This is a genomic window from Chromobacterium sp. S0633 (assembly GCF_024158805.1).
Lineage (GTDB): Bacteria > Pseudomonadota > Gammaproteobacteria > Burkholderiales > Chromobacteriaceae > Chromobacterium.
The window spans coordinates 39,342-59,512 of record NZ_JAMZGH010000031.1 but is presented as its reverse complement, the minus strand read 5'-3'; the positions used below and the strand labels follow the sequence as shown (position 1 = coordinate 59,512).

The following is a 20,171-nucleotide window of genomic DNA, read 5'->3' as shown; positions in this document are numbered from 1 at the left end:
CGCCCGCCGCAAGCGCGGCCGGCCCCGATAAAAAAAACAGGCCGCGCAAGGCGGCCTGATCAAGTTGAAACGCTCACAACGATAAGTCAGACAAGGGAAAGCAGTTACACGGTCACCCAGCGCGGCCGGGTCAGCTCTTCCGGCTTCAGCAGCAGATCCAGCTGCTCACGGCTCAGCAAGCCTTGCTCCAGCACGATGTCGGCGACGCTGGCGCCGGTGGCGTGGGCCTGGGCCGCCACATTGGTGGCCGCGGCGTAGCCGATGACGGGGTTGAGCGCGGTCACCAGGCCGATGGAGTTCTCCACGCTGGCGTGCAGGCGCTCGCGGTTGGCGGTGATGCCCGTGACGCAGTTGTCGGTCAGCGTGGCGCAGGCGGCCGCCAGGTGGCCCATGCTGCGGAACAGGCTGTAAGCGATCACCGGCTCGAAGGCGTTCAATTGCAGCTGCCCGGCCTCCGCCGCCATGGTGATGGTGACGTCGTTGCCTATCACCTCGTAAGCCACCTGGCTCACCACCTCGGGAATCACCGGATTGACCTTGCCCGGCATGATGGAGGAACCGGCCTGGCGCGCCGGCAGATTGATCTCGCCGAAACCGGCGCGCGGGCCGGAGGACAGCAGGCGCAAATCATTGCAGCTCTTGGACAATTTGACCGCGATGCGCTTGAGCACGCCGGACAACTGCACGAAGGCGCCGCAGTCCTGGGTGGCTTCGATCAGATTGGGCGCAGTCAGCAGGGTGTGGCCGCTGAGCTCGGACAGATGCAGACAAGCCAGGCGCGCGTAATCCGGATGCGCGGTAATGCCGGTGCCGATGGCGGTGGCGCCCAGATTGATTTCCAGCATCAGCGCGCTGGCTTCCATCAAGCGCTGCTCGTCTTCCTGCAGCATCACCGCGTAAGTCATGAACTCCTGGCCCAGCGTCATCGGCACCGCGTCCTGCAGCTGGGTGCGCCCCATCTTCAGGTAGTCCTTGAACTCGTCGGCCTTGGCGGCGAAGGCCTCGCGCAACGTCGCCATCCGGGTCAGCAGCTTGTTGGCGCCCCAGAACGCCGCCAAACGCAAGGCGGTCGGGTAAACGTCGTTGGTGCTTTGACACAGATTGACGTGTTCATTGGGATGCAGGTACTGGTACTCGCCCTTGGCGTGGCCCATCAGTTCCAGCGCGCGGTTGGCGATGACCTCGTTGGCGTTCATATTGGTCGAGGTGCCGGCTCCGCCCTGGATCGCATCCACCACGAACTGCTCATGCCAGCGGCCGGCGCGGATTTCCTCGCAGGCGGCGATGATGGCCTGAGCGACAGGCCCCGGCAGCAAGCCCAGATCGCGGTTGGCCTGAGCCGCGGCCTGCTTGATGCAGGCCAGCGCGCGGATCAGATCGCCGTAGCCGGCGATGCTCTGGCCGGTGATGGGAAAGTTTTCGACTGCGCGCAAGGTGTGCACGCCCCAATAAACGTCGGCGGGCACTTCACGATCGCCTAGCAGATCATGTTCTATGCGGGTCGTCATGGATGCTTCTCCTGATGCGGATGACGCCACGCGCTCGCGTGGCTTGAAGCAGCGCACTCTATGCCATGCCGCGGCGGCTGGCCAATTCGAAATGCCGATAGGGTCATGCGGGAAATGCATAACCTTGACGGGGGGCGCGCGTTCCCCTGCGCCCCCGCTCAGCAGGCCGGGTATTGATGCGTCAGATAGTCCCAGAAGGCCTTCAAGGCCGGGCGCTGTCGCTTCTGATCGATGTAGAGGCGGATCTCCATCTCCACCTGCCAGGACTCGTCGCCGGCGGCCGCCAACAAGCCCTCCTGCGCCTCCCGGCGCGCCGAGCTTTCCGGCAGGAAGGCCAGGCCGTGCCCTTCCAGCACCATGTGCTTGAGCCCTTCCGCCATATCGGTTTCATAGCGCAGCGCCAGCTTGGCCGGCTGCGGCGCGGACTCCAGAATCAAGTCGCTCATCAGCCGGAAATAGGCGTTGCTGGCGTAGCCGAGAAAGGGCAAGGGCTGCTGCGCGATGCCGGGCAGTTGGTAGCGCGGCCGGCCGGCTTCCGCGATCGAGAACGGCCTCAGCCGCTCGACGCCCAGCTTCAGCCCCTGATAGCGGGCGTCGGTCAGCTCCACCGGTTGCTTGGGATGGTGGTAGCACATCAATAGATCGCTGCCGCCTTCCACGAAGGCCAGCAGCGCGTCGTGCACATTGCTGGCCTGCAGCCTACAGGGCAAAGCACCGTAACCGCGCTGCGCCTGGGACAGCCATTTGGGAAAGAAGGAGAAGGACAGGGTGTGCGGCACCGCGAACTCCAGCGTGCCCGCGGCCAAGGGCTGCAAGCCGCGCAGCAAGGCGCGGCTGGTGTTGAGCTGGGACAGCATGGCCACCGCCTGCTCGCGGAACAGCGCGCCGGCCTCGGTCAGCCGCGTCGGATAGGTGGTACGATCAATCAGACCGGCCCCCAACCAGCTCTCCAGCGATTTGATCCGCCGCGAGAACGCCGGCTGGGTCAGGTGGCGCAGTTCCGCCGCGCGGGTAAAGCTGCCGGTTTCCGCCAGCACCAGGAAGTCTTCAAGCCACCGAGTTTCCATCGCGCGCTTCCGCCAGAGTGATCAGGAGCTGGGATAGTAGCCTAAACGCGGCCCAAGAATCTGTTCACGATCCGCCGCGCCGCCTGAAACCCGACACGGAGAGCGCCGCCTCCAAGCCGGCGATGTTGACCTGTTGCAAACCCAAAGTCATAAACCGCGGTAGAATGACGCAACTACCTGGCACCATCCGCATGCATATTACTCACTTCATCTGGCAGAAGCTGCTGGGCATGGCGCCCGGCGAGATCCAGAGCGGCGATACGCTCTGGCTGCTGAGCCCTCGCCAGCACATGCCCTTGCTGGCGCAGCGACGCGCGCTGATGCTGGTCAACCGCTGCCGGCTGTTCGCCATCCTGTTTTCCGCGCTGACGCCGGCCTGGGCCTTGATCGACTTGCTGACCCTGCCCTATCCGCTGTCCCTGCAATTGGCGGCCCTGCGCCTGCTGGTGTCCGTCGCCTTCGTCGCGCTGGCGGTCTGGCAGCCTATGGACGGCCGCCTGCGCTCGGCCTATCGCGGCATCGCGCTCTTGTTCGCCATCCCCACCCTGTTCTACATCGCCTCCCACCTCTTGCTGCGTCGCTACCATCTGGAAGGCTTGTCCGCCGCCATCGGCGCCGGTTACGCCTTCCTGCCCTTCGTGCTGCTGGCCGGGCTGGCCATTTTCCCGCTGACCCTGCTGGAAAGCCTGGCTTTCGCCAGCCCGGCGCTGTTCGGCTTCGTGCTGACCAGCCTGCTGGACCTGAACGGCGACAATCTGCCCGGCTTCGGCGGGGAATTCTGGCTGCTGTCCTTGCTGGCCGGCGTTTCCGCCATTGCCGGCATCAGCCAGCTGGCCTTCATCATCGTGCTGGTCCACCAGGCGATACGCGATCCGTTGACCGGGGTCTTCTCCCGCCGCAGCGGCGAGGAAATGCTGGGCCTGCTGGAGTTGCAGGCTCAGCGCAGCCGGCAGCCGCTGAGCCTGGCCTTCATCGATCTGGACCACTTCAAGGCGATCAACGACCACTACGGCCACCTGGCCGGCGACCAGGTCTTGCGTCATTTCGCCGAGCTGATGGAAGGCAGGCTGCGACGCAGCGACGTGCTGGTGCGCTGGGGCGGCGAGGAGTTCGTGCTGCTGATGCCCGGCGCGCAGTTGGCCCACGCCGCCCAGGTCATCGCCCGGCTGCGCGCCCAGGGCCTGGGCGAGCGGCCGGAAGGCCATGCGCTGACCGCCAGCATCGGCGTGGCGGAGTTGTTTCAAGACGGCAGCGCCGACTGGCGAGCCTTGGTGGATTTGGCCGATACCCGCATGTACCGCGCCAAGCAGACCGGGCGCAATCGAGTAGTGATCTCCGGCTGAAGCTTTACCCGCCGGGCGACTTTCCTTATCGTGGGCGGCATGACCGTTCTGACCGCCCCGCTCCTTCCCCGCTCCCGCGGCGTCGCCGCCGCGCTGCTGCTCAGCCTGTTGGCCCATGGCGCGCTGCTGTGGCTGAGCAAACCCGGCGGCCGCCCGGACGCCGCCGCGGCCCCGCCGCTGCGGATACAACTGCGTCCGCCGGCGCCGGCCGTCGTCCCGCCGCCGACGCGCCCCGCCGCGCCCGAACCCTCTGCCCGAAAATCGGCCGCGGCCCCGCGGCATTCAAACGCGGCGACGCACATCGCGGCCGCCGGCCCCGGCAAACGCAGCGTCCCAAGCGGGCGCGACGCTTCGGCGCCCGCCACGGCCTTGACCTTGGGCGGCCTGCGGCAGCAAGTGCGCGAGCAAGCCGCCGCCGCGCCGGAAAAAATCGCCCCGCTGCCGGCCGACCCCGCCAAAACGAAATTGGCCCGCTCGATCGAGCGGGCCGAAAAACCGGACTGCAAAACGCGTTACGCCGGACTGGGCCTCTTGGCCATCCCGGTGCTGGCGGTGCAGAGCGCGCGCGAGGACGGCTGCAAATGGTGAGCCGCCTCCGGCTTCCTCAAGAGGCCGCGTTCTCCCGCGTCACCCAGTCCTGAGTGGCGTCGGCGGCGCGGAACTCGCGCACGGCCTGTTGCAGTAAAGCAAACGCCGTCGGCGCGTCCAGCCGCCCGCAGGCCTCGTCCATGCTCGCCAACAGATCCCGCATCTCCGCGTCCGACAAGCAGTATTCCTGAGCGCGCATGATGCGTTCGTGATCGGTGGCCAGCACGTTGTCGCCGATCAGCAACTCCTCGTACAGCTTTTCCCCCGGCCGCAGGCCGGTGATGCGGATTTCGATGTCGCCGCCGGGACGGGCCGCGTCCTTCAGCTCCAGACCGGACAGATGCACCATGCGCCGCGCCAGATCGATAATGCGCACCGGCTGCCCCATGTCCAACACGAACACGTCGCCGCCGTCGCCCATCGCGCCGGCCTGGATCACCAGTTGCGCCGCCTCCGGAATGGTCATGAAGTAGCGGGTGATGTCGGCGTGGGTCAGCGTGATCGGCCCTCCGGCCTTGATCTGGGCGCGGAACAGCGGCACCACCGAGCCGGAGCTGCCCAGCACATTGCCGAAGCGCACCATCACGAAGCGGGTGGCGCTGCCGCGCGCATGCCGGGTCTGCAGCGTCAGTTCCGCCATGCGCTTGGTGGCGCCCATCACATTGGTGGGGCGCACCGCCTTGTCGGTGGAGATCAGCACGAAGGTGTCCACGCCGCAATCCTCGGCCGCGCGCGCGGTGGTGTCGGTGCCGAACACATTGTTGACGATGCCGGCCACCGGATTGTGCTCCACCATGGGCACATGCTTGTAGGCGGCGGCGTGATAGACGGTGTCCACCTTGAAGGCCCGCATCACCTGGACCAGCCGCTGGTAGTCGGTGACCGAGCCCAGCACCGGGGTGCGCGCCGGCGCCGCGGCGGCGCGGCCCAGTTCCTGGTCTATCGCGTACAGCGCGTATTCGGACTGCTCGAACAGGATGATACGCGCCGGCTGGTTCTTGGCGATCTGGCGCACCAGTTCCGAGCCGATGGAACCGCCGGCGCCGGTGACCATCACCACCTTGCCGCGGATATTGCGCGCCAGCAGTTCGGGCTTGGGCGGCACCGGGTCGCGGCCCAGCAGGTCTTCGATCTCGACCTCTTTCAGCTCCTCCACCCGCGCCTCGCCGGACACCAGGTCCGCCATGCCCGGCAGCCGCTTGATCGGCACCCGCAGCAGTTCCAGGGTTTCCAGTATCTCGCGCTGGCGGCTGCGGCTGACCGAGGGCATGGCCAAGAGAATGCATTTGGCCTCCAGGTCCTTGACCAGCTGCGGCAGATCCCGCGGCGGATGCACCGCCACGCCGCGGAAGGTGCGGCGATGCAGTTCGGGACTGTCGTCGACGAAGGCCATCGGCCGATATTCGCGGCCGGCCTGCAGGGCCAGCATCAGTTGCACGCCGGCATGGCCGGCGCCGTAGATGATCACGTGCTCGCGCGGCGCGTCCACCGCGTCGATGCGGCGCACCAGGCCGCGCAGCAGAAAGCGGCTGCCGCCGATATAGGCCATGGCGAACACCCAGAAGATGATCACCGAGGTGCGCGGCATCGCCCAGATGTGAGCCATCTGCAGCACCGCCTGCAACACCAGCACCGACAAGGTCACGCCGGAGAACACGGTCAGGATGATCTTGTCGTCCAGATATTTGAGCACCGCGCGGTACAGGCCCAGCTTGATGAAGATGGGGATGGCCCACAGCGGCGGCACGATGAAGATCCACAAATGCGGGTTGAGCTTGGGATCCCAGTATCCGCCCAGGCGCAGGAAGACCGCGCTCCACAGCGCCAGCGGCAGCAGCAGCGCGTCCATCAGCGCCAGCATCGCCATCTTGTTGTGGCGGGAGAAGGCGAGCAGTTTTTCAAACATGGTCATTCTTTCGCGTCCGACGGCCGTTGATACAGCGCGTCCGGACAACATTCCTCATTATCTTGGCCGTCGCCCAGGCTCAGCAGCGCGAAGCCGTGCGCCTCGTAGAAGCGGCGCGCGCCCGCATTGGCCTGGAACACCCAAAGCCGGCAGGCCGGCGCCGGCGGCGTCAGCACCCGATCCAGCAAAGCCGCGCCCACTCCGACACCGCGATGCTCGGCGCCGACATAAAGCTGATCCAGCCATAACACGCCGTCTTGCAGCGATGCGGCGGCGAAGCCGGCGATATCGCCATGCCGCTCCGCCAGCCAGACATCGCCCGCCGGCAGCCGCGCATTGGCGAACCAGGCCTGCACCGCCGCATCACTATGCGCCAGCGGCGCGTAGCTCATCTCACGGCGGCAGGCCAGATAAATGTCCGTTAAAGCGACGGCATCGCCGGGTTCGGCCAAGCGGATGGAAATCGTCATCGGCTGACGATCTTCATCAGCGTGGCGACGATGATGCGGATATCCTCCGCCAGGCTGTGGCTTTCGGCATAGCGCACGTAATAGGCCAGTTTTTCCGGCAACACCTGCTCGATGTAGGCGCGCTCCGGGTCCTCGGCCCGCCCCAGGATTTCGTTCTCGTCTATCATCTTGATCGACGCCCAGTCGGTGATGCCGGGGCGCACCGACAATACGATGTCGCGGACTTCATCCGGATAGTGGGCGACGTATTTGGGCACCTCCGGCCGTGGGCCGACCAAGCTCATATCGCCGAACAACACATCGATCAACTGCGGCAGTTCGTCCAGTTTGGTCTTGCGCAGCAGGCGCCCGGCGCCGGTGACGCGCGCGTCCGCGCCCACGGTCAGCAGGCCGTGGCGCTCGGTGTCCACTTGCATGGTGCGGAATTTGTGGATGCGGAACAGCGTGCCGCTCCGCCCTACCCGCACCTGGCGGAAAAACACCGGCCCCGGCGAATCCAGCTTCACCCACAGCGCCACCGCGAGCAGCGGCAGCGCCAGTGCGGCCAAGCCCAGGCCCGCGGCGACGATGTCGAAGCCGCGCTTCAGCAGCCGCGAACCGTGGCGACGCGGACGGCAGCACGGCGGCAGCAAGCCGCCGCTGTCTGAACCCCGCTCGCTCATGCGCTCAGGATCTCGCGCACCGCGGCGATCACCCGGCTCTGGTCATCGTCCGTCATCCGGGTGTACAGCGGCAGGGTCACTTCGGCCTCGAAGGCGGCGTCGGTCACCGGGAACTGTTCGCGCGTCAGCTGATAGCCGTCGCGCCACACCGGCTGGCGATGCAGCGGGATGAAGTGCACCGAACAACCGATGCCCTTTTCCGCCATCCGGGCGATGAAGTCGTCGCGGCTGACGCCGGCCTCGGGCTTGATGCGCACCGGATACAGATGCCAGGCGTGGTTGCTGCCCGCGTCCTTCGGCCGCGCCGGCAGGATCAGCGGCAGGTCAGCCAGCTCGCGGTCGAAACGCTGGGCCATCGCCTCGCGCAATTCCTGGAAGCGGCGGATCTTCTTCAACTGATGAATGCCCATCGCCGCGGCGGTGTCCGGCATATTGTATTTGAAGCCCGGGGCCACCACTTCGTAGAACCAGGCCGGTGTCTTGGACACATAGCGGTCGAAAGCGTCGCGGCTGATGCCGTGCAGACGCATCACCTTGCAACGCGCGATGATGTCCTTGTTCTTGGACACCACCATGCCGCCCTCGCCGGTGGTCATGGTCTTGTTGGCGTAGAAGCTGAACACGGTGACGTCGGAGTCCAGGGTCCCCACCAGCTTGCCCTTGTAATAAGTGGGCAACGCATGGGCGGCGTCTTCAACGACCTTCAGCCCGTGCTCGCGGGCAATGGCGATGATCTCGTCCATCTCGCAGGCGAGGCCGGCGAAATGCACCGGCATGATCGCCTTGGTCTTTGCGGTGATCGCCGCGCGGATCGCGTCCGGGCTGATGTTGAAGGTGGCCGCGTCCATATCCACGCAGACCGGGTCCGCGCCCAGGTAGCGCACCACTTCGGCGGTGGCGGTGAAGGTGTAGCTGGGCACGATGACTTCGTCGCCGGGGCCGATGCCTATCGCTTCCAGCGCCAGGTGCAAGCCGGCGGTGGCGGAGTTGACCGCGATCGCCTCGACGCCGTCGCCGATGAACTGCGCGAAGTCGGCCTCGAACTGCTTGGTCTTGGGACCGGTGGTGACCCAGCCGGAGCGCAGCGCGTCGACCACTTCGTTGATTTCGTCCTCGCCGATGTCCGGCAGGGCGAAGGGCAGGAATTTTGTTTCGCTCATAGTATTCTTCGCTATCAGTTAAGCGCGCGGACTCGTCCAGACTTGTCCAAGCGACCTTGCAAACCCGGTAGGATGGACAAGTTCAAGAGCTTGCCCACGCACCATGCTCATTCCCCAAACACACCATCTCTCTCGCCCCCTGCCCAGTCCAACGGCAGACGGCCTTCACACACCCCGCGATGAAAAAACGCTGATCACTCACTCGCGAGCAAGCACCGCCTGCAAAAACCGCCGCGCCAGCACTGCGTAATCATGATGCTCCAGCACATAGGCCTGACCCGCCGCGCCCATGTGCGCGCGTTCCTCGGCCGGCGTCGCCGCCATCCGCCGCGCCGCGTCGGCAATCGCGGCCGGGTCCTCGGCGCCCACGCTGATGCCGGCGCCGGCGTCCTTCACCATATCGTTGCCGGCTTCCACCGAATGGATCACCGGCTTGGCGGCCATCAGGTAGTCGAACAGTTTATTGGGGTTGATGCCAAAGCGATAGATAGGCAGTTTGCGCCAGCCTATGAACAAAGCATCCATTTCGGCGAGGAAGCCCGGCACCGCGCGTTTGGCGATGGATGGCAGGAAGATGACGTTATCCAGCCCTAGCTCGGCCGCGCGCGCCGCCAAAGCCTCCTTGTCCGGACCGTCGCCGACCAGAACGAAAGTCACCGGCGCGTCCCGCATCAGCGCCGCCGCCTCCAGCAGGACATCCAGCGCATTGGCCAGGCCGTGGCCGCCGGCATAGCCGATCAGGAAGCGCCCCTGCGCTTTCAGCTCCGCCAGCCGCATCCGGTGCTCGGTCGGCAGGGCCTCGGCCTCGCCGCGCCATTCGGCGACGTCGACGCCGTTGGGGATCACCGCGTACTTGGCCGGATCCATGCCGTGCGCCACCATATAGTCCTTGGCGCAGGGCAACATGGACACCACGGTGTCGGCCTTGCGGTAGCCGAAATCCTCGGCCCATTGCAGCAGGCGGATGAAGGGATGTTTGGGCGACATGCCGCCCACCTCCACCGGCGTCAGCGGCCACAGATCATGCACCTCGTACACCAGCCGCGCGCCGGTCTTGGCGGCGATCCAGGCCGCCGGCACGGTGTCCAGCGGATAGGTGGACGAGGCGATCACCACGTCCGGCTTCCACTGCTTCAGATAGCGGCCGGACAAGCCCATCACCCGGGCCAGAAAGCTGAAGATATTGAGCACGCGGCCGATGCCGTTGCCCTCGTAAGGGCGGGTCTTGCACCAGGTGTAGCGGATGCCGTCTATGTCTTCGTCCCGGTATTTGCCGTCCACTTGCGGATGGGTCTGGCGCAGATGGGAGACATCGGCGGCCAGCATATTGACTTCATGGCCGGCCTGCGCCCATTCCCGCGCCAGATAGTAGGGACGGAATTCCATGCCGTGCCGGGGACTGCCGGCATAGTGGTTGATGTAAAGAATTTTCATGGTTTACAAGGTTGCGTACAGCTTGACCAGCTTGTCGGCCTCGGCCGCCCAGCTGTATTTGTTCAATACCGCCTGCTTGCCGGACTCGCCCAGCGCCCGCATGCGCGGCTCGTCGGCCATCAGTTCGTTGACGGCGGCGGCGATGGCGGCCGGGTCCTGCGGGTCCACCAGCAGGCCGCAGCCGGCGTCGTCCACGATCTCGCGCCACACCGGAAAGTCCGACGCGATCACCGGCATGCCGGCGGCCATGTATTCGAACAGCTTGATCGGCAAGGCGTCGACATAGTTCGGCGTAGGGAACAAGGTCACCAGGCCGATCTTGCTCTTGGCCAGCACCTCGGCCACGCCCTTGCGGTCCAGCACGCCCAGGTCGTTGACCCGCGCCCAACCCGGCCGCGCCGACACGCGGGCCTTCAGATCGCTCTCGCTCCACGGCCCGGCCAGGTTCAGCCGCGTCGCGGTGTCCGGCAAGGACTCGACGATGGGTTCGATGCCGCGGATGCGCGAGATGCCGCCGATATAGCACAGCTCGTTGCGGCGCTGCTCCCACGGCGTGTCGCGCACCAGTTCTTCCAGGATGGGGAAGTTGCACACGTCCAAGGCGCGCGCGCCCAGCTTCTCGAAGCGCTTGCGGATGTGCGGCGTCGAGGTCACCACCGCGTCGAAGCGGCGCGCCGCCCAATCTTCCAGCGTCTCGAAACCGCTGGACACCAGGGGGCGCACCGCGCCGGGTATCCAGTGCTTGGCCAGGATCTGGCGCGGCACGTCTTCGTGCACGTCGTACACCACCTTGATGCCGGCCTGTTTCAGGCGCAGCGCGGCGGGAATCAGTTCCGGGTCGTGGAAGTGGACCACGTCAGGGCGCAGCTTCAGCGCCGCCTGATACACGCGCTTGACGGTGCCGGTCATCCGCGCCAGACGGCCGCCGGTTTTGGGGCCGACATCGTGGAAACGCACGCCGCGGTTGATCTCCTCGCCCTGGCCGTCGGCCACGATCAGCGTCACCTCATGCCCGGCGGCGGCCAGGCTCGCGCACTCCTTGACGAAGATGCGGATGTCGTGACGCGGATGGGCGGAAGTGAGATGGGCAATTTTCATGGGTAAACCTTGTTTACGCCACGCAAACACACAGAAGGGACTTCGGCTTTACATCGCACCCTGCCTGCGGCAAGGCCTGCATAGGCTGGATATGGCGATGCCGTTTGGTCCCTGTCTTTCCGTGTGCTTCCGCGGCTAAATTCATTCCTTAAATCAGCTCCCGGTACAACTGGGCGAAGCCGGCCATATTCGGCTGATGCAAACCCTTGTCCGCCACCAGCCGGCGGTTGAGCGCGGCGATTTCGTCCAGCCGCGCATCCTCGCCGGCCAGTTCCATCGCGCGCAGCAGTTCCTCGCCCAAGCGTCCGACGTCCTCGGCGATCACGCCGTTGAGGCCGTCTATCACCCATTCGCCATTGGCCGGCAGATTGGACAATAAGGGCAGGCAGCCGTGGCCCATCGCTTCCAGCAGGCTGACGCTGGTGGCGTCCGAACGCGGCACGCTGACGAAGACCCTGGATTCGGCGTACATCCGCCCCAGGGTCGCGCTGTCGACGAAGCCGGCGAAGTCCACGCGGCTCAGGCCCAGCTCGGCGGCCAGGCGCTTCAGGGCCTCGGTCTCGCTGCCGCTGGCGGCCACGGTCAGACGCCAGTCGCCGAAACGCTCGCACAGCTCCACGCTCTGCCAGGCGCGCAGAATGGCGTCGATGCGATAGAGCGGCTTGTGCAGCCGGCAGGACAGCACCCTCTTGCCCTTGTCCGCGCTGGCCGCCGGCTCCGGCATGGCGTCTATGCCGTAATTGAGCAGGCGGATGCGGCAGCCCTCGCCGGCCAGCTCGCGGATTTTCGCCGCCATGTGCAGCGAATCCGAGGTGATCGCGTCGGCGGCGGCCAGATTGGCGCGCACCATCGCCCGCATCAGCCGGCTGCGCTCCGGCAGCAAGAGCACGTCGGAGCCCCAGGCGGTCAGCACCATGGGCAAGTCCAGGCTGACCGCGGCGCGGCTGCCGTGCCAGGCCACGCTATTGGCCTGATGGATGTGCAGCAGCTGCGGCCGCGTTTCGCGCAGCCAGGCGCGCAGACGCGACACAGTGCCCAGCGCCGCCAGACGGAAATCCACGCGCAGGCTGCCGGCCAGCAAGGGGGCCACGTCGGCCGGAACCTCGCCGTTGCAGGCCAGGTAGAGCTGGTCCACATGCGGCGCGATGCCGCGCAGGAAACGCCAGGTGTGCACCGAGGCGGAAGCCAGCACCGCGACGCTGGCGATCTTGTCCCTCACCGGCTCAGTCATGCGCCCAGGCCTCGTACAAGGCCAGCAGCTCGGGATGTTCGTCCAGCCACTTGGCGTCCATCTCCCGGGTATCGCCCACTACCCGCGCCGGATTACCGGACAGGATGGCAAAATCGGGATACACGCCGGCCGGCACATAGCTGTAAGCCGACACCATGCTGCCCTTGCCCAGTTCCACGCCCGGCATCAGCACCGAGTGCGGGCCGACGAAGCTGTACGGGCCCAGCTTGGTGGGTTTTTTCAGATAGCCGACGTGATTGTTGCTCTCCAGATAGCGGTCGCCGTACAGGCGAATGGCCACATGGCTGGAGTGGGTCAGCAGCGAAACATAGTTGGTGATCTGACAACCTTCGCCGATGTAAAGCCCGCCGGAGGCGTCGATCAGATTGAAATGGCCGATGTAGACGTTGTCGTCCACCATCAGCTTGCCGACATGTTCGATTCGGGTCATGTTGGACACCCGGGTGCGTTTGAGGAACACCCCGTCGCCGCGGGTGAATCCATACACCATTCTGGGCTGCACCCACGCCGACAGGCGGAAACGGATGCGGCTGAATAGAGCGTGCCAATTCATCGGGCTGCCTTGTAAAGCCATGCAAAATAAGCCAGGAAATAAGCGGCCATCACCACCGACACCAGTTGGAAGGTGGGCACCGCGTCTTTCCACAGCGAAAAACCCGCCCACATCGTGCCCAGGAACAACAGGGCCTGCAGCAAGGACCACAGGAAGGCCTGACGCTGGCGGTTGATCACCGGCGGCACCATGCCCAACGGCGAGGCGACGAAGTGGAACAGGATGTAGAGCGACATCGCCTCCGCGTAGCGGCCGGCAGTGGCCCAGTTCTGGCCGAACACCAGCGAGAACAGGGGTTCCCCGGCCAGTTGTATCACCAGGAAGGGCAGCAAGGCCATGCCGCTCAAAGTCAGCATCATCTTGCGCAAAATCGGGCGCAGCGGCTGCCCTTGATTACGGGCGTCGGCCAGCTCGCGGTAGGCCACTTGCGCCACCGCCTGGCCGATCAGGGCCGCCGGCAGCTTCAGCACCCGCATCATCAGGCCGTAAAAGCCCACCGAGGCGGTGCCGGCCAGCATGGTCAGCGCCACCAGCGTCGCCGAATCCAGCAAGGCGGTGCTCAAGGCGTGCGGCGCATTGATCTTGGGAAACTCGATATAAGCGCACGCCACCTCGCGCATGCCGGCGCGGCTGAGTTCGTGACGCCAGGCGAAGCGGCCCTTGAGGTCCTGCCAGGTTTGCGCCAGCAAAGAGCCGAACTGGCCGGCGAGCTGGCCCAGGATCAGGCCGGCGGCGCCCGCCCCGGCCCAACCCAAGCCGACCTGGGTGGCCGCCATGCTCAGCGACTGCAGCATGCGGCCGTTGGCGTTGGCCTGGTAGCGGCGGTGGCGGTTGTTCCAGTTGGTCCAGGCTTGCATCAAGCCCGCCAGCGCGACGGACAGCGGCAGCAGCAGCAGCCAGGGCTCCAGCTCCGGCGCGCCCAGATGGCGGGCGATATGGGCATGGCCGTCGAAGGCCACCGCCACGCCCACCAACAAGGACAAGGCCAGCGCGCAGGCGATGGACAGGCCCATCAGATTGCTGGCCCGCCTCTCCTCGGCCGGCAACACGATGGCCATCTCGTAACGGGCGGTGGCCAGCACCGCCAGCGTGGACAGCCAGGAGACGTAGACCGCCTGCACCCCCACCTCGTGCGGATTGTACAGGCGGGTGATCAGGGGCGACACCAGCAGCGGAATCACCTGCGCCACCGCCGCCCCGGTAATCAGGGTGACGATGTGGCGGATGAAGCCGCTCTTGGGCAGGCGGGACAACAACAGGCCCATGCGCTCAGGCCAGAGCCTGCTTGACCGCGGCGACAATGGCGTCTTGCGTCGCCTCGTCCAGGAAGGGGTGCATGGGCAGGCTCATCACGCGGCGGCCGGCGGCCTCTGACAGCGGGAAACTGCCCTCGGGCAGGTTCAGATGCGCGAAGGCCGGCTGCAGATGCAGCGGAATCGGGTAATGCACCGCGGTGGGCACGCCCAGTTCTTTCAGCTTGGCCTGCACCGCCTCGCGATCGTCCACCTCGATGGTGTACTGCGCGTAGACATGGCTGTTGCCCTCGGCGATCACCGGCACCCGCGCCACCTCGCGCAGCAGCGCGCTGTAGCGCGCGCCGATGCGTTCGCGCGCCGCCACTTCGTCGGCGAAGCTCGGCAGCTTGGCCAGCAACACCGCCGCCTGTATCGTGTCCAGCCGGCCGTTGAGGCCGATGACGGGATGGTGATAGCGGCGATCCTGGCCGTGCACGCGGATCTCGCGCATTTTCTTGGCCAGCGCGTCGTCGTTGGTGAAGCAGGCCCCGCCGTCGCCGTAGCAACCCAGGGGCTTGCTCGGGAAGAAGCTGGTGCAGCCTATGGTGGACAGATTGCCGGACTTCTTGCCGCGCTGGCCGGCGCCGAAGCTCTGCGCGCCGTCCTCGATCACCGCGATGCCGTGCTTGGCGGCGATGGCGTTGATGGCGTCGAAATCGGCGCACTGGCCGTACAGGCTCACCGGCATGATGGCGCGGGTGCGCGGCGTGATTGCCGCTTCCAGCAGCGCCGGGTCCAGGTTGTAACTGATCGGGTCGATGTCGACGAACACCGGCTTGGCGCCCAGCAGCGCGATCATCTCGCCGGTGGCGATGAAGGTGAACGGGGTGGTGACCACCTCGTCGCCGGGGCCGATGTCCAGGGCCATCATCGCGATCAGCAGCGCCTTGGTGCCGTCGCAAACGCCGATGGCGTGCTTGGCGCCGGTGTATTCCGCCAGCCCCTGCTCCACCTCCTTCACTTCCGGCCCCATGATGTACTGGCCATGCTCCAGCACCGCGTGGATGCGGGCGTCGATATCGGCTTTCAGATGCTGGTATTGCGCTTTCAGATCAATGAACTGGATGGACATAAGAGGATCAACCCCAAATCAATTTTTGAAAGATATCGCCCATATAGCGACACGCGGAACGACGGAGAAGCGCCCTGAAGCCAGGCCGCATCAGGGGGCTTGTCAGTCGTTCTTGAGCGGCGAGCAGTGATTGCCGCCCACCTCGTAATGCTTGGCGCAGGCCGGGCAGCTATGGGTGCCGATATCGTTGGCCAGTCGTTCGCCGCAGGAACACATCCAGCCAATGCGCTTGGCCGGCGTGCCCACCATCAGCGCGTAGGCCGGCACATCGCGGGTCACCACGGCGCCGGCGCCGATAAACGCGTACTCGCCTATGGTGTGGCCGCACACCACGGTGGCGTTGGCCCCGATGGACGCGCCTTTTTTCACCAGGGTGCGGCGGTATTCATGCTTGCGCGCAACGTGGCTGCGCGGATTGTTGACATTGGTGAACACCATGGACGGGCCGCAGAACACGTCGTCCTCCAGCGTCACCGCGTCGTAGATGGACACATTGTTCTGCACCTTGACGTTGTCGCCGATCAGCACGTCGTTGCCGACGAACACGTTCTGGCCGAAGGAACAGCCGGCGCCGATCTGCGCGCCGCCGCAAATATGAACCCAGTGCCAGACGCGGGTGTTCTCGCCGATCTGCGCGCCGTCGTCGACGATGGCGCTGGGGTGGATGATAGGATGCATCTTAATTAAAACCTTTAGTTTAGCCACGGAACCACACGGAAAGACACGGAATAGGTCAACTACAAGACAAAGCGTCTGACCTCGGCCTTGGGGTGCCAAAAATTAATCAACAGACCCAGTCTCAAACCGCTAGTCCTCATATAGTTCAACAATTGAGCCTCATGAATGGCGGCCAGCTTTTCCTGCGCTTTCAACTCCAATACAACGCGCTCTTCAACCAGCAAATCAACACAGTACTCGCCGACCACCTGCCCTTTATAACGCACCAATAGCGGGACCTGCGACCGGGCAGCCAAACCCGCGCTATTCAACTCCTGCAACAAAGCATTCTCATACACTTTTTCCAGGTAGCCGTGGCCCAGCTGGCGGAAAACCTCAAAAACACAGCCCTGGATACGATACGTCAGATCCTCATCGATTAGAGGCGACATTGCGCGCTTCCCTTCCGTGTTTTTAGCTATGCAGAAGCTGCGTTTTCCGTGTTTTTCCGTGTGCTTCCGTGGCTAAAAATAACTCAATAATCCAGCGGCAGGCTGACGCGGCGGCCGTCGCGGGCGGACAGATACATCGCGATCAACAACTCCAGCGACTTCAGCCCTTCGCGGCCGTCGGTCTCCGGCTCGGCTTCGCCGCGCATGGTCTTGATCACATTGTCGTAGTACAGCGGGTGGCCGAAGCCGTAAACGCTGGTGGTGGCGTAGCTGGCCTGCTTGATGTCCTCGTCCATCGCGTGCGGCTCGGAAAACTCCCAGTGCTGGATTTCGTTGACGGCCATGCCGCCGACGCGCACCGAGCCCTTCTCGCCCAAGATGGTGATGCTGCCTTCCAGGTTCTTCGGATAAGTCAGCATGGTCACGTTCATGCTGCCCAGCGCGCCGCTGCGCCATTTGACGCTGACGGTGCCGGTGTCCTCCACCTCGATATTGCGCGCCAGCGTCGCGGTGTAGGCCTGCACGCTTTCCACCGGGCCGATCAGCCAATCCAGCAGATCCACGTAATGGCTGGCCTGGTTCATGAAGGCGCCGCCGTCGAACTCCCAGGTGCCGCGCCAGCCGGCCGCGTCGTAATACTCCTGCGGACGGGTCCAGAACACATTGACGTTGACCATGTAGACGCGGCCGAAGCGCTTCTCCTGCATTGCCCGCTTCAAGAGCTGCAAGGTGGCGTTGCGGCGGTTTTGCTTGACCACGAACAGATGCTTGTTGGCGCGGTCGGCGGCTTTGACCATTTCCAGGCCGTCTTCCCAGCGGGTGGCCATCGGCTTTTCCGTCATCACGTGGAAACCGGCTTCCGAGCAGGCGATGCTCTGGCTGGGATGCAGGCCGGACGGCGTGGTCAGAATCACGATGTCGGCGTCGGTCTTGGCCAGCATGTCGGCCAGATTGGCGTGGCCGCGCGCGCCGGTGCGTTCCTCCGCCGCCTTCAAGGCGGCCGGGTCGATGTCGCAGACATCCACCAGCTCGGCGCGGTCGGCGTGCTTTTCCAGCGCGCCGAAGTGGTTCTGGGCGATGCGGCCGCAGCCCACCAGCGCAAAGCGGATCTTGCGGTCGGTAATCGGAGGAAGGTGCAGAGTGTGCATGAGTTTAAACCCTAAATTCAGTGAGCCACGGAAGCACACGGAACAACACGGAAGCCCCCAAATACCCAAGATACGAGAGCGCCCTCAAGTCATCTTGACCTGCGGGCTCCGGCTTTGTCCGTGTCTTTCCGTGGCTAAAAACAATCAGGCCTTGACGATATTGTCCGCCGGCTCCAGATACTTGCCGCGGCTGTCCACCACCAGCTGCGCGTGCGCCTTGATCTGCGCGTAGTCGAACTTGTCGTGGTCGGTGGCCAGCAGCACGCAGTCGTAGCCGGCGATGGCTTCATTGCTCAGCGCCACGCTGGACAGCTCGAAACGGTGCTCGCGCATCTTGGGGAACACCGGCACGTGCGGATCGCTGTAAGCCACTTCCGCGCCCAGATCGCGCAGCTTTTCCATCAGGAACACCGACGGGCTTTCGCGCATATCGTCGACGTTCTTCTTGTAGGCGATGCCCAACACCAGCACGCGGCTGCCGTTGATCGCCTTCTTGCGCAGGTTCAGCGCGGCGGCCACTTTGGACACCACGTAGTCCGGCATATTGCTGTTCACTTCGCCGGCCAGTTCGATGAAGCGGGTGTTGACCCCGTATTCGCGTGCCTTCCAGGTCAGGTAGAACGGGTCGATCGGGATGCAATGGCCGCCCAGGCCCGGGCCCGGATAATAGGGCACGAAGCCGAAAGGCTTGGTGGCGGCGGCGCGGATCACTTCGTGGATGTCGATGCCCATCTTGTCGGCGACGATCTTCATTTCGTTGACCAGGCCGATGTTCACCGCGCGGTGGATGTTTTCCAGCAGCTTGGTCATTTCCGCGGCGCGGGTGGAGGACACCGGCACCACCTTGTCGATCACCGCGCTGTACAACGCCACGCCGATTTCCTGGCAGGCCGGGGTCACGCCGCCGCACACCTTGGGAATGGTACGGGTGGTGAAGTTGGGGTTGCCCGGATCTTCACGCTCCGGCGAGAACACCAGGAAGGCGTTGTCGCCCACCTTCAGGCCGCGCGACTCCATGCGCGGCAGCAGTTCTTCATCGGTGGTGCCCGGATAGGTGGTGGACTCCAGCGACACTAGATGGCCTTCGCGCAGATAGGGCACCAGGCTGTCCATGGTGTTGAGCACGAAGGACAGGTCCGGCTCGCGGTATTTGTTCAGCGGCGTCGGCACGCACAGAATCAGGGTATCGGCTTCCGGCACGCGGCTGAAGTCGGTGGTGGCCTCGAAGCCGCGCTCCAGCGCGGTGGCGATGCTGTCGGCGGAGATATGCTCGATATAGCTTTGGCCGGCCATCAGGGCGTCCACCTTGCCCTGGTCGATGTCGAAGCCCAGCACTTTGTAGCCGACTTCGGCGAAACGCAGCATCAGCGGCAGGCCGACATAGCCCAGGCCCACGATGCCGATGACGGCGGATTTGTCTGCAATCCGATTGAGCAGTTGCTGCTTGATCACGGTGTAAGTCCCAACAGTATGTAAATACGATAGCGGCGGACCGGACATTCAGGACGAGCGGCGCGGAAGCGAAATCGCCCGCGCCGCGCCTGTCCTAAACTGTCCGGTCCACCGCCATAAAGTTCATTCAACGGCAAGCCAGCTTGCCGTTTTCCGTTTCTGTCCGTACTGATCTGCCTCAGAGCTCTCTGCATCCGAACTCGTTTCGCGCAGCGCGCCATCCGTCCCAAGCCGGCGTGGCCGTAATGCCGGCATTATACGCCTCTTCCCGCGCGTCATTGGGTAAGCAAATGTACGCAGACGCCCCGCTTCAGACCAGTAAATGCCCCGCCGTGTGCTGATTGGTCATTTTCAAACGGCTGACGAAATCGACGAACTCCAGACCGAAGCGCCCCTCCAGTTCGTCGGCCCGTTTTTTCAAGGCCTCCCACTGCGTCAGCGTCGGGCTCTGGCGGAAAGCCATCACCGCCACATTGCCGTGGCTGGCCGCCGGCAGTTCCAGCACCCGGCCCTCGAACACGTTCAACAGGCGCTCGATGAAGGACTGATAACGCTTGTCCCCGCTCCACCAATTGGTGACGAACACGCCCTTGGGGCTGAGCGCGCGCTTGCAGTCCTCGAAGAAGTCCTCGGTGGTCAGCGCGTCGACGATCTGCAGGCCGTCGAAGCCGTCCACCAGGATGGCGTCGGTGGAGCCGCGGAAGATCTTCACGTAATCGGCGCCGTCGGCCTCGACGATCTCGAAGAAATCGCCCTCCTCCGGCAGCTGGAAAAAGGCGCGCGCCACCGCGATCACCTGCGGATTGATGTCCACCGCCACGCTGACCGCGTCCGGCAGGTATTCATCGATGAAGCGGGCGAAGGAGCCACCGCCCAGGCCGATCTGCAAAATATGCTGCGGCGCGTCGTTCCACAGTAGAAAACCCATCATCGCCCGGCTGTAACTGAGCACCAGATCGGCCGGGTCGTCCAGATCCATGGAACTCTGTATCGTTTCCGAGCCCAGGTGCAAAGAACGGATATTGTCCGCCTCCGAGATCTCCACCTCCGGCAT

At 64.8% G+C, this 20,171-nt stretch carries 19 protein-coding genes; 2 read left to right on the top strand and 17 right to left on the bottom strand.

All coding sequences use genetic code 11. The features are described from left to right. Positions 1 to 104: 104 nt before the first annotated feature. Positions 105 to 1,508: an aspartate ammonia-lyase gene (gene aspA / locus NK214_RS17985; protein WP_107798005.1), complete on the bottom strand. Its 1,404-nt coding sequence runs from the start codon at positions 1,506 to 1,508 to the stop codon at positions 105 to 107. A gap of 158 nt (positions 1,509 to 1,666) precedes the next feature. Then, positions 1,667 to 2,575 carry a LysR family transcriptional regulator gene (locus NK214_RS17980; protein WP_253315143.1) on the bottom strand — a complete coding sequence of 303 codons (909 nt, stop codon included), beginning with the start codon at positions 2,573 to 2,575 and terminating at the stop codon, positions 1,667 to 1,669. A gap of 164 nt (positions 2,576 to 2,739) precedes the next feature. Between NK214_RS17980 and NK214_RS17975 the strand changes: the two genes are divergently transcribed. Together NK214_RS17975 and NK214_RS17970 are read left to right on the top strand one after the other, a co-directional pair. Beyond that, positions 2,740 to 3,918, top strand: a complete 1,179-nt coding sequence (locus NK214_RS17975) for a diguanylate cyclase (RefSeq protein WP_227106673.1) — start codon at positions 2,740 to 2,742, stop codon at positions 3,916 to 3,918. Between the two features lie 39 nt (positions 3,919 to 3,957). Beyond that, positions 3,958 to 4,506, top strand: a complete 549-nt coding sequence (locus NK214_RS17970; protein ID WP_253315142.1) for a hypothetical protein — start codon at positions 3,958 to 3,960, stop codon at positions 4,504 to 4,506. Between the two features lie 16 nt (positions 4,507 to 4,522). Here NK214_RS17970 and NK214_RS17965 read toward each other — a convergent pair whose 3' ends face one another. From NK214_RS17965 to NK214_RS17895, 15 genes are all read right to left on the bottom strand, one after another. Further along, positions 4,523 to 6,412: a nucleoside-diphosphate sugar epimerase/dehydratase gene (locus tag NK214_RS17965; RefSeq protein WP_253315141.1), complete on the bottom strand. Its 1,890-nt coding sequence runs from the start codon at positions 6,410 to 6,412 to the stop codon at positions 4,523 to 4,525. A 2-nt stretch (positions 6,413 to 6,414) separates the two neighbouring features. Further along, entirely contained in the window at positions 6,415 to 6,882 is a 468-nt protein-coding gene (locus NK214_RS17960; protein WP_253315140.1) for a GNAT family N-acetyltransferase, read from the bottom strand. Continuing rightward, positions 6,879 to 7,544 carry a sugar transferase gene (locus NK214_RS17955; RefSeq protein ID WP_305883562.1) on the bottom strand — a complete coding sequence of 222 codons (666 nt, stop codon included), beginning with the start codon at positions 7,542 to 7,544 and terminating at the stop codon, positions 6,879 to 6,881. Before NK214_RS17955 ends, NK214_RS17960 begins: the two co-directional genes overlap by 4 nt. After that, positions 7,541 to 8,704, bottom strand: coding sequence for a DegT/DnrJ/EryC1/StrS aminotransferase family protein (locus NK214_RS17950; protein ID WP_227106665.1), 1,164 nt, complete (start codon positions 8,702 to 8,704; stop codon positions 7,541 to 7,543). Before NK214_RS17950 ends, NK214_RS17955 begins: the two co-directional genes overlap by 4 nt. Positions 8,705 to 8,902: 198 nt before the next feature. After that, positions 8,903 to 10,138 (bottom strand): glycosyltransferase family 4 protein, encoded by a 1,236-nt coding sequence (locus tag NK214_RS17945; RefSeq protein WP_253315139.1) that lies wholly within the window; start codon positions 10,136 to 10,138, stop codon positions 8,903 to 8,905. 3 nt (positions 10,139 to 10,141) lie between these two features. Next, on the bottom strand, positions 10,142 to 11,236 hold the full coding sequence (locus tag NK214_RS17940; protein WP_107797997.1) for a glycosyltransferase family 4 protein: 1,095 nt from the start codon (positions 11,234 to 11,236) through the stop codon (positions 10,142 to 10,144). A 148-nt stretch (positions 11,237 to 11,384) separates the two neighbouring features. After that, a complete protein-coding gene (locus NK214_RS17935) occupies positions 11,385 to 12,467 on the bottom strand; it encodes a glycosyltransferase family 4 protein (protein WP_253315138.1) in 1,083 nt (360 codons plus the stop codon). Further along, on the bottom strand, positions 12,460 to 13,041 hold the full coding sequence (locus tag NK214_RS17930; RefSeq protein WP_107797995.1) for an acyltransferase: 582 nt from the start codon (positions 13,039 to 13,041) through the stop codon (positions 12,460 to 12,462). Before NK214_RS17930 ends, NK214_RS17935 begins: the two co-directional genes overlap by 8 nt. Continuing rightward, positions 13,038 to 14,306, bottom strand: a complete 1,269-nt coding sequence (locus NK214_RS17925) for a lipopolysaccharide biosynthesis protein (protein ID WP_253315137.1) — start codon at positions 14,304 to 14,306, stop codon at positions 13,038 to 13,040. Before NK214_RS17925 ends, NK214_RS17930 begins: the two co-directional genes overlap by 4 nt. Positions 14,307 to 14,310: 4 nt before the next feature. Continuing rightward, positions 14,311 to 15,408 (bottom strand): DegT/DnrJ/EryC1/StrS aminotransferase family protein, encoded by a 1,098-nt coding sequence (locus NK214_RS17920; RefSeq protein WP_253315136.1) that lies wholly within the window; start codon positions 15,406 to 15,408, stop codon positions 14,311 to 14,313. Positions 15,409 to 15,510: 102 nt separating this feature from the next. Then, positions 15,511 to 16,086: an acyltransferase gene (locus NK214_RS17915; protein ID WP_235084728.1), complete on the bottom strand. Its 576-nt coding sequence runs from the start codon at positions 16,084 to 16,086 to the stop codon at positions 15,511 to 15,513. Positions 16,087 to 16,145: 59 nt separating this feature from the next. Further along, entirely contained in the window at positions 16,146 to 16,517 is a 372-nt protein-coding gene (locus NK214_RS17910; RefSeq protein WP_253315135.1) for a GxxExxY protein, read from the bottom strand. Between the two features lie 83 nt (positions 16,518 to 16,600). Continuing rightward, positions 16,601 to 17,665 carry a Gfo/Idh/MocA family protein gene (locus tag NK214_RS17905; RefSeq protein ID WP_305883561.1) on the bottom strand — a complete coding sequence of 355 codons (1,065 nt, stop codon included), beginning with the start codon at positions 17,663 to 17,665 and terminating at the stop codon, positions 16,601 to 16,603. A 144-nt stretch (positions 17,666 to 17,809) separates the two neighbouring features. Further along, positions 17,810 to 19,114: a nucleotide sugar dehydrogenase gene (locus NK214_RS17900; protein WP_227108522.1), complete on the bottom strand. Its 1,305-nt coding sequence runs from the start codon at positions 19,112 to 19,114 to the stop codon at positions 17,810 to 17,812. 313 nt (positions 19,115 to 19,427) lie between these two features. Further along, the gene (locus NK214_RS17895) at positions 19,428 to 20,171 is read right to left on the bottom strand and encodes a polyamine aminopropyltransferase (protein WP_233246777.1); all 744 of its coding nucleotides are present in this window, start codon (positions 20,169 to 20,171) and stop codon (positions 19,428 to 19,430) included.

What these genes read in the sequence shown, in the direction of transcription:
- NK214_RS17975 (WP_227106673.1), top strand. Translation starts at nt 2,740, where the DNA reads ATGACGCAACTACCTGGCACCATCCGCATGCATATTACTCACTTCATC.
- NK214_RS17935 (WP_253315138.1), bottom strand. Translation starts at nt 12,467, where the DNA reads ATGACTGAGCCGGTGAGGGACAAGATCGCCAGCGTCGCGGTGCTGGCT.
- NK214_RS17940 (WP_107797997.1), bottom strand. Translation starts at nt 11,236, where the DNA reads ATGAAAATTGCCCATCTCACTTCCGCCCATCCGCGTCACGACATCCGC.
- NK214_RS17910 (WP_253315135.1), bottom strand. Translation starts at nt 16,517, where the DNA reads ATGTCGCCTCTAATCGATGAGGATCTGACGTATCGTATCCAGGGCTGT.
- aspA (WP_107798005.1), bottom strand. Translation starts at nt 1,508, where the DNA reads ATGACGACCCGCATAGAACATGATCTGCTAGGCGATCGTGAAGTGCCC.
- NK214_RS17970 (WP_253315142.1), top strand. Translation starts at nt 3,958, where the DNA reads ATGACCGTTCTGACCGCCCCGCTCCTTCCCCGCTCCCGCGGCGTCGCC.
- NK214_RS17960 (WP_253315140.1), bottom strand. Translation starts at nt 6,882, where the DNA reads ATGACGATTTCCATCCGCTTGGCCGAACCCGGCGATGCCGTCGCTTTA.
- NK214_RS17920 (WP_253315136.1), bottom strand. Translation starts at nt 15,408, where the DNA reads ATGTCCATCCAGTTCATTGATCTGAAAGCGCAATACCAGCATCTGAAA.
- NK214_RS17925 (WP_253315137.1), bottom strand. Translation starts at nt 14,306, where the DNA reads ATGGGCCTGTTGTTGTCCCGCCTGCCCAAGAGCGGCTTCATCCGCCAC.
- NK214_RS17930 (WP_107797995.1), bottom strand. Translation starts at nt 13,041, where the DNA reads ATGAATTGGCACGCTCTATTCAGCCGCATCCGTTTCCGCCTGTCGGCG.
- NK214_RS17895 (WP_233246777.1), bottom strand. Translation starts at nt 20,171, where the DNA reads ATGCCGGAGGTGGAGATCTCGGAGGCGGACAATATCCGTTCTTTGCAC.
- NK214_RS17905 (WP_305883561.1), bottom strand. Translation starts at nt 17,665, where the DNA reads ATGCACACTCTGCACCTTCCTCCGATTACCGACCGCAAGATCCGCTTT.
- NK214_RS17950 (WP_227106665.1), bottom strand. Translation starts at nt 8,704, where the DNA reads ATGAGCGAAACAAAATTCCTGCCCTTCGCCCTGCCGGACATCGGCGAG.
- NK214_RS17980 (WP_253315143.1), bottom strand. Translation starts at nt 2,575, where the DNA reads ATGGAAACTCGGTGGCTTGAAGACTTCCTGGTGCTGGCGGAAACCGGC.
- NK214_RS17915 (WP_235084728.1), bottom strand. Translation starts at nt 16,086, where the DNA reads ATGCATCCTATCATCCACCCCAGCGCCATCGTCGACGACGGCGCGCAG.
- NK214_RS17945 (WP_253315139.1), bottom strand. Translation starts at nt 10,138, where the DNA reads ATGAAAATTCTTTACATCAACCACTATGCCGGCAGTCCCCGGCACGGC.
- NK214_RS17955 (WP_305883562.1), bottom strand. Translation starts at nt 7,544, where the DNA reads ATGAGCGAGCGGGGTTCAGACAGCGGCGGCTTGCTGCCGCCGTGCTGC.
- NK214_RS17965 (WP_253315141.1), bottom strand. Translation starts at nt 6,412, where the DNA reads ATGTTTGAAAAACTGCTCGCCTTCTCCCGCCACAACAAGATGGCGATG.